This is a genomic window from Microbacterium sp. NPDC012755, from assembly GCF_042901325.1.
Lineage (GTDB): Bacteria > Actinomycetota > Actinomycetes > Actinomycetales > Microbacteriaceae > Microbacterium > Microbacterium natoriense.
The window spans coordinates 3,180,920-3,197,257 of the sequence record NZ_JBIBCT010000001.1 but is presented as its reverse complement, the minus strand read 5'-3'; the positions used below and the strand labels follow the sequence as shown (position 1 = coordinate 3,197,257).

The 16,338-nt window shown below is 62.7% G+C and carries 12 protein-coding genes; 8 read left to right on the top strand and 4 right to left on the bottom strand.

What is annotated here, in order from left to right; translation table 11 throughout:
* Nucleotides 1–115 precede the first annotated feature (115 nt).
* From ACFY5A_RS14930 to ACFY5A_RS14910, 5 genes are all read left to right on the top strand, one after another.
* Nucleotides 116–2,839, top strand: coding sequence for a DNA methyltransferase (locus ACFY5A_RS14930; protein ID WP_387235169.1), 2,724 nt, complete (start codon nucleotides 116–118; stop codon nucleotides 2,837–2,839).
* Nucleotides 2,836–4,821, top strand: a complete 1,986-nt coding sequence (locus tag ACFY5A_RS14925; RefSeq protein WP_387235167.1) for a DEAD/DEAH box helicase — start codon at nucleotides 2,836–2,838, stop codon at nucleotides 4,819–4,821. The genes ACFY5A_RS14930 and ACFY5A_RS14925 overlap by 4 nt, the downstream gene beginning before the upstream one ends.
* Nucleotides 4,818–6,002, top strand: a complete 1,185-nt coding sequence (locus ACFY5A_RS14920) for a GIY-YIG nuclease family protein (protein ID WP_387235164.1) — start codon at nucleotides 4,818–4,820, stop codon at nucleotides 6,000–6,002. The genes ACFY5A_RS14925 and ACFY5A_RS14920 overlap by 4 nt, the downstream gene beginning before the upstream one ends.
* 132 nt (nucleotides 6,003–6,134) lie before the next feature.
* Nucleotides 6,135–8,228 (top strand): AAA family ATPase, encoded by a 2,094-nt coding sequence (locus tag ACFY5A_RS14915; protein WP_387235161.1) that lies wholly within the window; start codon nucleotides 6,135–6,137, stop codon nucleotides 8,226–8,228.
* A 326-nt stretch (nucleotides 8,229–8,554) separates the two neighbouring features.
* Nucleotides 8,555–9,004 carry a hypothetical protein gene (locus ACFY5A_RS14910; protein WP_387235158.1) on the top strand — a complete coding sequence of 150 codons (450 nt, stop codon included), beginning with the start codon at nucleotides 8,555–8,557 and terminating at the stop codon, nucleotides 9,002–9,004.
* A 28-nt stretch (nucleotides 9,005–9,032) separates the two neighbouring features.
* Here the strand turns inward: ACFY5A_RS14910 and ACFY5A_RS14905 are convergent, their stop codons facing one another.
* Nucleotides 9,033–9,617, bottom strand: a complete 585-nt coding sequence (locus ACFY5A_RS14905; protein WP_387235155.1) for a hypothetical protein — start codon at nucleotides 9,615–9,617, stop codon at nucleotides 9,033–9,035.
* Nucleotides 9,618–9,819: 202 nt separating this feature from the next.
* A complete protein-coding gene (locus ACFY5A_RS14900; RefSeq protein WP_387235152.1) occupies nucleotides 9,820–10,893 on the bottom strand; it encodes a hypothetical protein in 1,074 nt (357 codons plus the stop codon).
* A 504-nt stretch (nucleotides 10,894–11,397) separates the two neighbouring features.
* Between ACFY5A_RS14900 and ACFY5A_RS14895 the strand changes: the two genes are divergently transcribed.
* Nucleotides 11,398–12,687 (top strand): peptidoglycan DD-metalloendopeptidase family protein, encoded by a 1,290-nt coding sequence (locus ACFY5A_RS14895; RefSeq protein ID WP_387235149.1) that lies wholly within the window; start codon nucleotides 11,398–11,400, stop codon nucleotides 12,685–12,687.
* Between the two features lie 248 nt (nucleotides 12,688–12,935).
* Here ACFY5A_RS14895 and ACFY5A_RS14890 read toward each other — a convergent pair whose 3' ends face one another.
* Nucleotides 12,936–13,334, bottom strand: a complete 399-nt coding sequence (locus ACFY5A_RS14890) for a hypothetical protein (protein WP_387235146.1) — start codon at nucleotides 13,332–13,334, stop codon at nucleotides 12,936–12,938.
* Between the two features lie 32 nt (nucleotides 13,335–13,366).
* Nucleotides 13,367–14,314 (bottom strand): alpha/beta fold hydrolase, encoded by a 948-nt coding sequence (locus ACFY5A_RS14885; protein WP_387235143.1) that lies wholly within the window; start codon nucleotides 14,312–14,314, stop codon nucleotides 13,367–13,369.
* A 165-nt stretch (nucleotides 14,315–14,479) separates the two neighbouring features.
* Between ACFY5A_RS14885 and ACFY5A_RS14880 the strand changes: the two genes are divergently transcribed.
* Entirely contained in the window at nucleotides 14,480–15,643 is a 1,164-nt protein-coding gene (locus ACFY5A_RS14880) for a histidine kinase (RefSeq protein WP_341942099.1), read from the top strand.
* Entirely contained in the window at nucleotides 15,631–16,296 is a 666-nt protein-coding gene (locus tag ACFY5A_RS14875; RefSeq protein ID WP_341942100.1) for a response regulator transcription factor, read from the top strand. The genes ACFY5A_RS14880 and ACFY5A_RS14875 overlap by 13 nt, the downstream gene beginning before the upstream one ends.
* Nucleotides 16,297–16,338: the final 42 nt, after the last annotated feature.

Here is a 16,338-nt window from a genome sequence, read left to right as displayed (position 1 = left end):
CAGACCCCGCCGATAGGATGATCACGACGCGCGGCCGGGTCTCATTCGGCGAGGCAACGGTGCGGACGACTTGCTGCTTTTTCGACGCGGCGCGGGCGAGAGTAGGAACATCGATATGGCGAGACTGAGCCTCAAAGCAGTAGAGGAGCGCGTCGCTCCTCTAGCTGGCAGGGAGACTTACGACCGAGAATTCATCTTCGACTTGCTGCTCGCTTACGGGAAGCCCCAGGGCAACGTCACGAGGCTGCGCAACGGCTCACTCAACGTGGCAGTTGACCCGTCCACCGAGGTCGCGCAGAAGAACGTCGTCTATTTCAAGGAGACGACCAGCGACCCTCTCGAGGTCATCGAAGATCTCAAGTCGACCCCGGCCGTGGTCCGTTTCAGCACGCGGTTTGTCATCGTCACGGATTACGTCGAGCTGGTAGTACACGACATCAAGACGAACGAGACGATCGGCTTCCCGATCCGCGAGATCGACCAGCACTTCGCGTTCCTCCTGCCGTGGGCCGGCATGGAGAAGGCGCAGTACGTCGCTGAGTCCCATGCCGACGTCAAGGCCGCCGAGCGTATGGGCAAGCTCTTCGACGAACTCCTGCAGGCCAACCCCGGCATCTTCGACGACGAGCGTGGTCGTCATTCGCTCAACATCTTCTTCACCCGTCTGTTGTTCTGCTTCTTCGCGGAGGACACAGGCATCTTTGGCGACAACCAGTTCACGAACGCGATCGGATCCCAGACCCAGTCCGACGGCTCGGACCTCGCTGAGTTCCTGACCGACCTATTCAAGGCACTTGATACAGAGAACGCGGCTGATAAGCCAAAGCACCTCGCCGAGTTCCCTTACGTGAACGGCCGGTTGTTCACCGTCAAGGACGATCAGGTCGTGCCGCGCTTCACGAAGCAGGCGCGAGACGAGCTCATTGCCTCAGGCACGCTCATCTGGCGCGACATCAACCCCGACATCTTCGGCTCGATGTTCCAAGCGATCGTCACGCCGGGCAAGCGGAGCGACCTGGGGCAGCACTACACCTCTGTGCCGAACATCCTGAAGACGATCGAGCCGCTCTTCCTCGATGACCTGAAGACCGAGCTCAACGAGGCTCAAGACAGCGAACGGCGGCTGATGCGTCTGCTCGACCGCATCACGGATATCAAGGTGTTCGACCCCGCGTGTGGTTCCGGCAACTTCCTCGTCATCGCGTACAAGGAACTGCGCAAGCTCGAGCACGCGATCCTTGAGCGGCTCGCCGAGCTGAGTTCCTCGCACCAGGTGCTCTGGGCGGACTCGAAGATCAGCATCGAGAACTTCTACGGCATTGAGATCGACGACTTCGCTGTCGAGGTTGCGATCCTGTCGCTCTGGATCGCGAAGCACCAGATGAACCGGGAGTTTCGCGAGAAGTTCCGTGTCGAGATCCCCCTGATCCCGCTGAAGGAGACAGGGCAGATCAAGGCCGGCAATGCGACGCGAGTGGACTGGAACGACGTCTGCCCGAACGACGGAGAGGCGGAGATCTACCTCATCGGCAACCCTCCGTATGTGGGCTCGAGCATGCAGTCCGCGGAACAGAAGGCTGACTTCGCCAAGGTCTTCGGCGGCCGGGCGTTCTCGAGAAACTTGGACTACATCTCGCTGTGGTTCGTGAAGGGCGCGGACTATATTCGACGGACGATCGCGCGTCTGGCATTCGTGACGACTAATTCGGTCGCGCAGGGCGATCACGTCGGCCTATTGTTCCCTACATTGCTTAGGGACGGTGTCGAGATCGGATTCGCCTACACGTCCTTCAAGTGGGAGAATAACGCTAAACGCAATGCAGGCGTGACGGTTGCAGTGATCGGCCTTCGAAACGGCAGTCCCGAGCCCAAGTACCTGTACACCGACGGTCTGCGGCTCACAGTCGCGAACATCAACGGCTACCTGACCGACGGACCGAACATCATCGTGGGTCGCGCCCGGTTGCCCCTGTCTCGGGATCTTCCCCCTATGGTCTATGGTTCAAAGCCGACCGATGGCGGCGGGCTGATTCTTTCGCCGTCTGAGATGCTCAGGATGGTGGATGAGGCTCCTGAAGCAAGGCGATGGATCAAGGGCTTCATGGGCTCAGCGGAGGCCATCAACGGCGGAGAGCGGTACTGCCTCTGGGTGGACGATGCCGAGGCGGAAGAGGCGAGCAGAGTAGGATCGATCGCCGCGCGGTTAGCCCGTGTCACCGCGTCTCGTATGGACGACAAAGCCAGCGATGTGGCTGCGAAGTTCGCAGATCAACCTCATAGGTTCGTTCAGCGCAGCTACAAGCCTACGGAATCCATCATCGTGCCGAGCATCTCCTCCGGGCGTCGGGAATACATCCCGATGGGCTATTTGGGGCCGGACGCGGTGATCTCGAACAAGGGGTTCGCGGTCTACGACGCTCAGCCGTGGGTGTTTGCCCTGCTGATGTCGAAAATTCACATGGTCTGGGTTAACGCGGTGTCCGGCAGAATGCGCGAGGACTATCAGTACTCGAACACGATCGTCTACAACAACTTCCCCGTTCCGCCGTTGTCGGCAGCGGTCAAGGAGAAGCTGACGGTCGCCGCGCTTCGGATACTCGACGTGCGCGAGTACCACTGTGAGCAAACGCTGGCAGAGCTCTACGACCCGGACAAGATGCCGCAGGATCTCCGTCAAGCGCACCAGACGGTCGATGCGCTGGTCGACTCGCTCTACTCGAAGAAGCCCTACGAGACGGACGAGCAGCGGCTGTCTGATCTGTTCGAGCTCTACGAGCGAATGACTGCCGAGGACGCCGCGAAGGCTCCTGCGAAGAAGACCCGGAGGACCGCCACGTGAACGCGATCAACAAGCCCGTGAACATCGTCGATGTCACCTACGCGCAGACGAAGGCATCAGTGAACACGGACGCGCTGGGCATGCGTGAGATGCAGCAGCGTGTCTTCGAGCAGCGTGACGCCCAGCACCTGCTGGTGAAGGCTCCGCCGGCGTCAGGCAAGTCGCGCGCGCTGATGTTCGTAGCGCTGGACAAGCTCTACAACCAGAGCCGCAAGAAGGTCATCGTGGCGGTGCCGGAGCGCTCGATCGGTGCGTCGTTCGCATCGACAGCCCTGACAAAGCAGGGCTTCTGGGCGGACTGGGAGATCAAGGACGAGCACAACCTGTGCGACGCGGGATCGTCGGCGGGCAAGGTCGACGCTTTCGTGAAGTTCCTCGAAGGGCCCGATGCGGTGCTCGTGTGCACTCACGCGACGCTGCGCTTCGCGTTCGAGAAGCTGGCCCCGGAGTCGTTCAACGGCGCGGTACTGGCTATCGACGAGTTCCACCACGTCTCCGCCGACACGGAGATGTCACGTCTGGGAGCTCTCCTGCGTGACGTGATGAACGGATCAGACGTCCACATCGTGGCGATGACCGGGTCGTACTTCCGTGGGGACTCGGTGCCGGTGCTGTCGCCTGAGGACGAGGCGAAGTTCACGCCGGTCACGTTCAACTACTACGACCAACTCAACGGCTACGAGTACCTGCGGTCGCTCGGCATTGGGCACCACTTCTACCAGGGGCGGTACACCGACGCGATCCACGAAGTGCTCGACCTAGACAAGAAGACGATCGTGCACATCCCGAGCGTGAACTCGGGCGAGTCGACGAAGGACAAGATCGAAGAGGTCGGTCGCATCATCGACGCGATCGGCCACGTCGAGTCGACCGATCCCGACACGGGCATCATCAGCGTGCGTCGCGAGGACACCGGTGAGATCGTGCGTGTCGCGGACCTTGTCGACGACACGGACCAGAAGAAGCGCGGCGACACGCTGCACTACCTGTCCCGCACCGCGTCGAAGGAGCGCGACGGCGTCGACATCATCATCGCGCTGGGCATGGCGAAGGAGGGCTTCGACTGGCCCTTTGCCGAGCACGCCCTGACGGTCGGCTACCGGGCTTCCCTCACCGAGGTGATCCAGATCATCGGACGAGTCACCCGTGACAGCCCGGGCAAGATGCATGCGCAGTTTACGAACCTCATCGCCGAGCCCGATGCCTCGCAGGGCGAGGTCAAGGTGTCAGTGAACAACATGCTCAAGGCAATCACGGCATCTCTTCTTATGGAGCAGGTGCTCGCGCCGAACTTCAACTTCAAAACGAAGAAGTTCGACGACGACGAGCCGGCGAAGAAGGGCGAGCTCAAGATCAAGGGCTTCAAGGAGCCCTCGAGCGACCGCGTGAAGCAGATCGTCGCGACGGACCTGAACGACCTGAAGGCAACGATCCTGCAGGACGACACCTTCGCCCGGGCAGCCGCGGGCTCCGTTGACGCAGAAACGACCAACAAGGTACTGATTCCGAAGATCATCCGGGAGAAGTACCCCGACCTCACCGAGGAGCAGGTCGAGGAAGTTCGTCAGCAAGTCGTCGTTGACTCCGTGATCAAGAACGGCGAGGTCCGCGAAGTCGGTGACAAGCGGTTCATCAAGATGGCCGAGAAGTTCGTGAGCATCGACGAGCTGAACATCAACCTCATCGACTCGGTGAACCCGTTCCAGCGGGCGTTCGAGGTGCTGTCGAAGTCGGTTACGCCGTCGGTGCTGCGCTTGATCCAAGACACGATCACCTCGCTGAAGATCGAGTTCTCGGAGGAGGAAGCACTGGCGCTGTACCCGAAGATCAAGACCTGGGTGCAGGTCAACGGCAAGCGCCCCGATCTGCGCTCGGATGACCCTGCGGAGAAGCGCATGGCGGCAGCGCTGCTGTTTTTGCAGAAGCTGAAGCAGAAGCGTGAGGCCGAGAAGGCAGCGACAGAGATGGGGGAGCCCTCGTGACCCCGGTCGATTTCACGTCCAACGAGGACATCGTCCTCACAATCGACGACATCCTCGACGACGAGCTGTTAAACGCGCCGGAGAAGCCAAAGAAGATCACGTCATCGGACCGCCTGGAGCGTGCGTTTCTCGAGATCGTAGATTTCCGGCGCACCGAAGGTCGGGTGCCCAGCTCCCAGACGCGTGGGATCGCCGAGCGCAAGCTCGGTGCGCGGCTGGACGGCTTTCTCGCCAACGAGGCGAAAGCCGAAGCGGTGAAGCGTCTCGATGAGTTCGGCCTGCTCGAATCGCCAGCAGCTCCAGCGTCGCTCGATGAGCTGCTCGGGAGCGACGATCTCGACGATCTGCTGGGCGACGAGGCCGGGATCCTCGACGTGTCTGGCCTACCTGCGATCAAGCGGCCGGAGTCCGCCGAGTCAGTCGCACAGCGCGTGAAGGCGAAGGACTTCGAACAGTTTGAGCCGCTGTTCAAAGCGAAGCACGCGGAGCTCGCCGATGGCACTTTCGAGCTGAAGCCATTCACCGGCATGGACCTGATCCGAGAGGGTGTGTTTTTCGTCCTCAACGGCGTGATGTGCTTCGTCGCCGAGGTTGGCGAGAAGGTCGACCTCGTCATCGGCGGCGAATCCCGCAAGAAGCAACGCCTGCGCTTGGTGTTCGAGAACGGTACCGAATCTGCGATGTACGACAAGAGCCTCCAAACCCGCATGTATGAGACACAGGGGCAGGTCCTGGCGCGCACCGGGCACGACGCCAGCGACATTCTCGATGCGGACGTCGAAAGCGGTCATATATACGTGCTGCAATCACTCAGCACCGATCCGCTCATCGCCAACGTCAAGGACCTCCACAAGATCGGCTTCTCAACCACGAGCGTCGAACAGCGGGTCAAGAGCGCTGCAGTGTCGCCTACGTACCTGATGGCCGCGGTGAAGATCGTCGCCGACTACCGGGTATACAACCTTAAGGCATCGGCGCTCGAGAACTTGTTGCACCGGGTGTTCGCCGAAGTGCGACTCGACCTAACTCAAATCGATCGGAAGGGGAAGCAGTATGACCCTTCCGAGTGGTTCATCGTTCCGCGAGACGTTATCAACGAGGCCATCGCGATGATCATGTCCGGTGAGATCGCCGAATACGAGTACGACAAAGTGCAGCAGCGATTGATCCCGCGTGGCTGAGCTAGCACCTGCATGCGTGACCGGGAGATCCAAAGCCCGATCCAGCGGTGCTCCACATCCGGCACATGAACGGGCAACGATCGGCTGTCGAGCGATAAACACGGTTTCGTCGAGATCTTAGGGAGAGTTGAGATGCGATTCGTTGAACTGAAGGTCGAGAACTTTCGCGCCCTCAAGAACGTGAGTATTCCGTTGTCGAAGTTTGGCTGTCTCATCGGAGAGAACAACTCCGGAAAGTCGTCAGTGCTGCAGGCGATCCTGCTGCTGATGCCTTCATCAACGCGTCGCCCCCGAGCCGAGGAATTTTACAGTTCCGAGCGGAGTATACGCATCGAACTGCACGTAGAGGACGTCACGGACGCGGACCTGGCGAGAATCAAGAACGAGAAGCATCGCAGCGATTTCGCCGGCGTGGTCGAGAACGGTGCCGTCCGGTTCGTGCGGTCTTTCACTCCGGGCGAATCCGGTAGGAGCCAGCTTCTGATTAGTCAACGGGTTCCGAGCGAAGCGCGGTGGGGCGAGGAAACTCTGACAGAGCTGATGCGGGGAAAGAAGGGCGCTGAGCTCCGCGCAGCCGTGGTCGAGCTATTGCCAGAGCTCGATGAAGTGCTCGCTGCCCAACCGACACAGACCGCCATCAAGACTGCGCGCGCCGAAGCCGTCGCAGCGATGCCCGATGACGAGAAAGAGCCAGGCGATCGACCGCTTCCAACAGGGATCGACGCAGCGATCAAGGATTTTTTGCCGGAACCGATCTACGTGGAAGCTGTCAAAGACGTCAGCGACGAGGTGAAGACTTCAGACTCTGCGACTTTTGGCAAGCTCATCGGAATACTCATGGGGGAGATTGAGGACCAGCTCGGCGACGTCGAGAAGCAGTTCCGTGAGATTCAAGCGAAGCTGAGCCGCGTCGTTGGTGAAGACGGCGTCGAGATGGACGAGCGTATCGACCGTGTGAAAGACATCGAGGCGACCATCGCGGGGTTCGTTCAGCAGAGTTTTCCCGGTGTTGACTTGAGGATCCATGTTCCAGTCCCGAAAGTCCGCTCAATCATCAACTCTGCCGAGATCATCGCAGATGATGGGCACACGGGCCCCATCGTTTCAAAGGGAGATGGCCTCAAACGAGCAGTGACCTTCGCAATCCTCCGCGCTTATGCCGAGCTTCGGACCCTTAGCTCAGATGGGCACGAATCTCACCCGGGGTATTGGTTGCTGTTCGAAGAACCAGAGTTGTACCTTCACCCCCACGCACAACGCCAACTGTTCGCCGCCCTGCGCACGTTCGCCGAGATCCATTCGGTAATGGTGACGACGCACTCGCCATTGTTCTTCGAAGCTGACGCAACTGAAACCCTTATCAAGATGCACAAGAGCAAGGGTTTGGGTGGCGAGGCCCCCACTGCGGAAGCACTACACGTGAGCCTTACCGATAACCTCTCAATGAAGACGGCGTTCCAAATCGTGTGTCACGAGAACAACAGCATCGGATTCTTCGCAAAGCGAGTAGTGCTTGTAGAAGGTGACAGCGACGCAGTCATACTTCCTATGCTTGCTAAGCTCTTGGATCCTGGTTGGGATGCAGCAGAACGCAATATTGCGTTTGCAAGGGTCCAGGGCAAGTCGAATATTCAGAGTTATCGGACCTTCTTCTCCAACTTCCAGATCCCCGTTTCGGTGATATGCGACCTGGACGTCATCACCGATGGGTTCGAGCGCGTGTCACCGAGCGATACGAGTAAAGCGAAGCGCGGAGAACTACTGGACGCACTGGATGTGTGGAGCTCGATCGCGTTGGATCTGACCAGCTCGCAGGTACGGGATCTCGAGCGTAGCGGCGAGACTCGAAAACACCTTGGCGAAGCTAGAACGGCACACGATGCTGGAGATTCCGCGGCGGCTATCGAGTGCCTCGAACGAGTTTTCGCCTATGTTCGTCGTTCGGATCGTCTAGAGAAGCTAGTTGCTCCAGCAGCAGACAGTCTCGCGGCGCAGTTGAAGACAGAACTTCTGGAGATGCTCGCCGACGAGGATTGTCATGTGCTATCTCGTGGTGCGATCGAGTCCTACTACGCGAGCACCAACGAAAAGCGCGACAAGGTGAACCAGGCGGTCGCGTACCGTGCGACTCGTCCGACTCTTGACGCTTATCGCGCCTCTCTGGGTGAAAGCGCGGACGCTGTGGTCACGGAGCTCAACAGCATATTTGGGAAGATCTTTGCTTAGGGGTGCGACGCGAGTCGCGTACCGCTAGGCCCCATTGAGAGCGGACAGCTGCCTCCTAACCGAGTGGTGAGCAGTGGGCGCGGTTCGGTGATGGATCGCCCGTGCTGCAGTACAACCGCACCTGGCCCGAGATCGACCCCGGCGAGGTACTCGAGCTGCGCCCGGACCCGACTGTCCAGTGGGGCGATTCCACACCGCATGAGTGACAGCACCTTGGCTATGGTGAGAGGATGACACGCGCGCTCTAGGAAACGGCAGCACCCACGCGCCGTGACCGAGCCGTCACATGGGTCGGCGTCGGTGCGCCCACGGCGTTGACCGCGTCGATGATGATGTACGGCGCTCTGATGCTGGCCCTCTCGGAGCCGAGCGCTGACAACGTCGGCGAGGAGGGCATCGCCGCTGGTCTCGGTGTTCTGGGATGGGGTGCCGGCCTCATCGTCGCTCTGCTCGCGGGCTGGAGGCTGGCACGACGCGCTGCGCGGTACCGGTGGTGGCTCCGCGCCCTGCCTCTGCTCGTGAGTCCCGTCTGGATGCTGCTCGCCCAGGCGGCGCTGTACAGCGGCTGGTCGTCGTCCATCGTCGAAGGTGCGCAGCCCCTGATGGATACGATGTCATCCGTCAGTCTGGCGCTGTGGCCGATATTCGTTCAGTCGGTCTACGGGCTCTGTGCGCTACCGATCAGCATCGTGCTGTTCCTGGCGTTCCTCGCGCTGATCTCCGTGCGCTCGATCAGGCGGACCCAGGACATCGCTCCCGCATGTCCTGCAGCCTGAGCGTCCCAGTGCGGCGCTCCTCGGCCTCTCACCAGACGCCCATCTCGGCCAGTCGCACCCACCGTGGAATCATCGCTGCGAGCACGACGATCAACGCCGCAGTTCCAACCGTGATAGACACGGCGCGCACGCGCCACTTCACTGGCTCGAAGTCGTTCCTCAGGAGGATGATCCCGCTCGCGAAGGGAAGAGCGAACGGAATGACGCCCAACACCGCCAGAGCGAACACGGCAGACGTCCGCCATTCCTCCTCGGAGTACAGCAGGCCGAACAACAGGAAGTAGCTCCTGGCGAGAGCTAACAGGGTTCCGATGCCTCCGATGACGCTGGACAGCACGAGCATCGTCCGGGGTCGAAGGGCATCCTCTCCGAGCGAGGCATGCACCAAGACCAGCGCAGATATCAGCGCCATCAGTGCGAGATGGCTGATGTCTGCGAAGCCCCACCCGTCACGGTTGAGTGCCACGAGTCCTGTCGTCGGCAGGAACAGGTGCCCGATTGCCAACGCCAGCACGACGCCGATCAGACTGACCGTGGATACTGCGATGATCTTCTCGGAGCGCGTTGCTCGCTCCGGCTCGACCCACAGCGCGACCGGCTTCGTAGAGCTCATACTGTCGCCGCTCCTCAGGAGAACATCTGCCGGAGCGCGTCGAGATCGCCGGCAAACGGCAGTGCTGCCTTCATTCGAGCAGTCAGCGTTGTGCCCGAACGAACCGCCGTAATGATCTGCCTCACCATGTCAGCATCCTGGCAGAGCATCCTGGCCATCTTCCGATATACGGCGCGACGTGATGGGAGATGTTGTTCGCGATCTAAAACTGGTCCGGCGATGGCTCCGCCTCAGACGTGTTCTCAGCGTCGTCGGATGCGTTCTCCTGCGCCGACGCAGGCTTCCTCTTCACGTACGCCGCGCTGAACAGGCCCTCGGTCCATGGTGTCAGGTGCCCTTCCATCCGGTCGAGTGCGGCGTAACCTTCCCACAGATTCATGCCGAATGATGGGTACTTGTCGCCGTCCTTCTTTGCGAGCTCTTGAAGGGCTTCCTTGAGGTCATCACGATCGGGGCGCGCGTCGAAGCGCGCCATCGCACGGTCGAGAAGAAAGCGTGCGTCGTAGCGTGTCGTCCGTCGACTCTGATGCGACGGATGCACATCATCCCCCTCCTGATCCTTCGGGAGGCGGATATACATCTCCCGCCACAGTACCGCGAGAGGAGTGAAGTCCGGAGATCCCTCGATCGCCGTGTACATGCCGAGGTGGATGCGCCACCGCTTCCGATAGCTCGACCTCTGGGGTCTGTTGGTGCGGCCAGCGACACTTACGTGTCCTCGGATATCCACGTAGCCCTTCGGGGCCTCCTTCAGGAGGCCCGGCACCGAGCTCCAGTAGTCGAGCAGGAAGGTGACGCGTGCATAGGGCTCGAGCCTCACGACCGTGTCAGTGACGGCCCCATCCGGGCCGAACGTCCCGTCGGTCTCGAACATGCGCGGCACTACAGTGTGGTTCTTCTTACCGTGTCCGCTGAACTGGAGTCCTGGCGAATAGATCGTGACGGCGGTGCGTCCGGGGTTCTCGACAACCAGTTGCGCGAGCTCCAGCGCCTCACCGTGCGTCACGCTGCGTGATGCCGAGCCGTGCTTGAAGGCGAACTTGCCTGATCGGTTCGTAGCGATCATGAACTCGGGTTGCCAGACCGCGGTATTGAGGTACACCTTCACGCGGCCACCGTCGAGGAAGTGTTTCGTCACCTGCCAGCCCAGAGCGCTCAGAGCGATCAGGAAGCTCAGTAGCGAGACTCCAAACGCCCAGACAGCCAACGGGATGCCGAGGAACTCGGGTCCCGATGCCGTCGCAACCGGCAGGGGAGTAGGTGTCGCCGTGAGCATCAGGGGAGCACACCCGCATCCGAGATCACGCCAGGGGCATCGAAGCACACATGGTCCATGTCCACGACCCTAGCGACCTATGTCCGACGTCATTCCCGACGCCGTTCAGACGTGTTGAATCGATACCTACGGATTGATCCACGGCGTATCCGTGAATACCTGAGGATACGAATTTCCGTGGGCCCTACGTGGGCGTGTGAACGGGAATTCACTCCACTTCTTGACGATTCTTGCGCGACTCGAAAATCGTATGATCCCTAGAAAACACTGGCGTCGCCCGTATTCACGCCTATTCCGAATAGGCAAAGTTCATGGTTCGATCCCAGTATCGCGCACAGACAAAACCCCCGGTTCATCCGGGGTTTTTTGTTGTCCGGGGTGCTTGGGTCGCATTCGGGCGATGCGAAGAGTGACGAACCCTTCAACGTACCGACCGGCAGAGCGAGAGTCTGTAGGTAGAAGAGGGGACAGCGGCTGCGCTGAGTTGTTCAATACGGTGTGGGCATGAAACCTAGCCTCCGCGCTCCTCGCAAACTCGCTGCCCTCGTCGTGACGGCCGTCGCCATAGCCGGTGCCGCTCTGGTGCCCTCGGCCACCGCGTCTGCCGCCGTCGGCTTCGTGTCCCCCGTCAGCGGCCACGTTGCCGACATCGTTGACGGATGCCCTGCCGACAGCCGCCCCAGTCACGATGGCGTTGACATAAACGGAAACGGTGGCACCCCGGTGTACGCGGCGGCGGATGGTGTGGTCACCGCCGCCGGTCAGTCGAGCTCGGACGGCTACGGGACGAAGATCGTGCTCGCCCATGCGGGCAGCTACACGACGCTGTACGCCCACATGGTCGCCGGGTCGTTGACCGTCGGACAGGGCGCCACAGTGCATCAAGGTCAGCGCATCGGCACAGTGGGAAGCACCGGCAACAGCACCGGACCTCATATGCACTTCGAGATCCGCCGCAATGGGGTCAACCTCACGAACCAGTACTTCTACTGCGGTCAGCCCGACGTCGCTGCGCTTCAACCGCTGGGAGCGGGCCCAACCGGGTCAGGTATCAAGTTCGACATCAACGGCGACGCGAAGGCCGACCTGATCGGCATCCGCAACGACGGCTACCTGGTGGAGTTCTTCGGCGATGGAGCGGGTGGGACGCAACTCACCTACCAGGGAGGTCCGGGATGGGCCACCACGGCGTCTATCGTCACGGGCGACTTCGATCGAGACAACGCAGGCGACTTCATGCAGACACGATCAGACGGCAGCCTGTACTTCTACCGCGGCGACTTCGCGAGCAATTTCACCCCCACATATCTCGGCCCTGGATGGAACACCTACTCGTTGTTGACCGGGGGCGTCGACTTCAACAGCGATGGGAACCCCGATCTGGTCGCCCGTGGTTCCGACTCGAACCTGTATCTGTATCCGGGCAACGGCGCAGGAAGCTTCGCCGCACCAGTGCAGATCGGGACCAACTGGTCGGCGTTCACCTCATTGGTGGCTGGAGACTTCAACAAGGATGGGCGGGGCGACCTCATCGCCCGCAACTCCGCGGGCGAGCTCTGGGGATATTACGGCACAGCAAGCGGCTTCGGTAACGTCCAACAGGTCGGCCAGGGATGGAACGGCTTCACGAACATCGTCAGCAACGGTGACCACAACGGGGATGGCAACCCCGACCTCATCGCGCGTCGCGGAAGCGACCAGACGCTGTGGCTGTATCCCGGAAACGGGACCGGCGGTTTCGGAAACGGCATCCAGGTCGGCTCCGGGTGGGGCGCGTTCTCCATCATCTCCTAGACGAACCCTTGCATCGCCTGTCGTCTCCTACAAACGGGAGACGACAGGCGAAGCGCCTTGCCCGTCACAACGTCGTCCGGCGGTCGACCAGTAGGCGTCGTCACGGCTCTCAGCAGTGGGGTGGACGGCGATGCGCGAGACGTACAAGGTCGTCGAGATCGATGAGGACTTCTTCGCCTGAGCCGACGCGCGACGTACGACGCTTGCGGGTGCGCCCACTGCCGGAACCCCAGGCGGGACACGCGCTGTCAACGGAGCGGGTCGCCACCCTCGGCGGTCGCCCACAGCGCCCAGAGCACGAGCAGCGGCTGCAGGAAGAGACGGCAGAGCCGGCGGGCATCCGTGTCGAGGCCGGGTGCGGAGCGGCGCGTACGCCACTGGTGCACGTTCCCGGGGAACACGGCGACGAAGAATCCCGCCACGGCCCAGCCCATCCTGCGGCGTTCGCGGGGGAGGGCGACGAGACCGGCAGCCAGCGCGAGCTCCGCCGCCCCCGAGGCGATGACGATCGCGTCCTTGTCGAGGCCCGTGACCCGAGTCGCCCAGTCCGGGACGACGATCCGAAAGCCCCGGGTGCGGACGAGATGGGCGGCGCCGGCCGCGGCGAGCACCAGCGCGAGCATCCATCGTGCAGCAGTCCTGATCATGTGCCCACGCTATCCGGTGCCCGTCGGCGACCTCAGTCGACCTGCGCCGATCGAGCCGCCTCCCATGCCCGGAACTCTTCGGCGATCCGCGGCGACTGCGTGTGGTGCAGATAGTGCGAGCCGTCGAGGGCGATCACCGTTCCGTCCTCGACGCTCGCGGCCTGCTTCTCGTGCAGCTCCCGCCACTCCGGGACCTCCTCGTTGTGCTCGACGACGAAGAGCAGCAGCGGCAGCGTCGGGGCGAACCCGGTGCCGAGCGCGTCAGCGAAGTTCGTGCGGATGTGCGACATCTCATCGAGATACGTCGCACTCAGCGAGTTCCGGTTGGAGAGCATCACCAGTTGCTCGCGCACCTCTTCGGAGTACGCGTCCTCCTCGTAGCCCGTGGCGGATGTGGCGACAAGGCGGATGAGCCCGAGGTTCTTGGCGGCGCCGAGCAGGCCGATGGGTAACGCGGTGTCCGTTCGGGGCTGACCGGGCACACTGGAGTCGATACCCACGAACGCCTGGACCTCGTCGGGATAGCGACGTGCGAGTTCGATGCCGTACACCCCGGCGATCGAGTGCCCCATCAGCACATACCGGTCGATGTCGAGCTCGTCCAGAGCCTCGTGCACCTCGGAGACGATGTTCGCCGTGGTCCGTTCGCGGTCCGTGCCGTCGCTCAGGCCGTAGCCGAACGGCTCGACCACGACGACGCGGTGATCCGCCGACAGGTCATCGACGAGAGGCGCGAAATCGAGCGCGGGGGACGCCGTGCCGAACCCGGGGAGGAGCACGATGGTCTCGTCGCCCTTGCCGCTGATGACGACGTTCATGTGGCGTCCGTCGACCTCGACGAGCTGGCCGTAGGGCTCGATCCGCTCCTGTTCGGCGTCGGTGGCGACGACGTTCACGATCGTGGTCGTCGCCAATCCGACGGCGATCACCGCGGCGACGGCGGTCACCGAGACGAGCACTCTCTTCACAGACTTCTTCATTCGGACCTCTCCCGCGGCGCACGGTGCGCCCCGTCCTTCCAGCGTCGTTCGGATGCCCGCTCGAGGCATCGCCCCGGCGCAGACATCTCCCTACCGCGTTCGCAGTACGGGGAAGTCATCCTCAGGGCGGACTCCCGATCCGGCCGCGCGCGGAATACTGGAAGGATGCCCGCCCGCCCCGCTTCCGGACTCACCGCGCCGTTCGGGGATGTGATCGCCGTCGCCGTCATCATCCTGTTCGCGGTGCTGCCGTACCCGGAGGCGGTCTTCCAGGTCCCCGGGATGCTGCTCCCGATCGCGCTCCTGCCGGCCGCGGTGATGCCGTTCCGTCGCCGGTGGCCGCTCGCGGTCCTGGGCGTCAGCGTCGTCGTCGCGGTCGTCCTCTCGCTGACGGGGATACTCTCGCCGAGCTCTCTCATCGCGACGGCGATCAGCGCGTTCGCCGTCACCGCGTACACACGTCGCACCGTGGGGCTGATCGCGCTGACGCTGGTCGTCGGAGTCGTCTTCGTCTCCAACGCGGTCCCGCTGCACGGCGAGTTCTTCGATTCGAGGGCCCTGCAGTTCCTGTTCTTCATCGCACTGGCCGGGGCGATCGGCGATGCCACACGATCACGTCGCGAGTTCGGCGCCGCGATGACCGAGCGTGCGGAACGTGCGGAGCGCGGCCGAGAAGAGGAAGCCAGACGTCGGGTCGCGGAGGAGCGTGTGCGCATCGCGCGCGATCTCCACGATGTCGTCGCGCATCAGATCACGGTGATCAGTCTCAACGCGGGAGTCGCGTCGTCGGCACTGGAATCCCGACCGGATCGCGCGAGAGAGGCGCTGACGACGATTCGACGCGCGTCCCGCACGGTCCTCACCGACATCGGGGGCCTGATGGCGCTGCTGCGCTCCGAGGATCCGGAGGACACCGGGGACCTGCGCCCGCAGACCGGGCTCGCGGGCGCCGCCGACCTGATCGCGCGCTTCGTGGTCGCGGGGCTGCGCGTCGAGCTCCACGACGAGTCCGCCGGGGTCGCGCTGTCTCCGTCGAACGATCACGTCGCCTACCTCGTGCTCCTGGAGGGCCTCACCAACGCCCACAAGCACGGGTCGGATCGTCCCGTGCGCGTCCGCCTGGACGTCGTCGGCGGCGATCTCCTCATCGACGTCCGCAACGAGGTGCGTCCGGGGCCGGAGGCGTTCCCTGGCGGTCACGGGCTCGTCGGCCTGCGTGAGCGCGTCACAGCCGTCCGCGGTACGGTCCGGACGGAGAGCGTCGACGGAGTGTTCCGTCTCGACGTACGACTCCCCACAGCCGGAGAGAGTGACGAATGGTCAGCGTGATCATCGCCGATGACCAGCCGCTCATCCGGCAGGCCGTCCGCGACATCCTCGGCGACGCCGGCATCCTCGTGGTCGGCGAGGTCGCCACAGGGCGGGACGCCGTGCGCGCCGTGGAGCGCGAGACGCCGGACGTGGTGCTGATGGACATCAGGATGCCCGACCTCGACGGCATCGCCGCGACGGCTGAGATCTGCGCAGAGGGCGCAGGGGGTCGCACGCGCGTGCTCATCCTCACGACCTTCGAGGAGGACGAGTACGTGGTGGCGGCCCTGCGCGCGGGTGCCAGCGGATTCATCGGCAAGGGCGCCGAGCCGGAGGAGATCGTGCGCGCCGTGCTCACGATCGACCGGGGAGACGCGCTGCTGTCGTCCGCCGCGACTCGCGCCCTCATCGAGCGCTCGCTGCGCGCCGCCGACGCCTCACCCCGCGTTCCGGATCTGGGCCTTCTCGACGCGCTCACCGATCGCGAGCGCGAGGTGATGCTGCTCGTCGCCGGCGGGCTGACCAATCAGGAGATCGCCGAGACCCTGACGATCTCTCCGCACACCGCGAAGACCCATGTGAATCGGACGATGATGAAGCTGGGAGCCCGCGACCGCGCACAGCTCGTGATCCTCGCCTATGAGTGGGGCCTCGTCGTTCCCGGCGTCTGACGAGACCTCCTCGTACCGCAGAGGGAGGCGGATTCCATACCC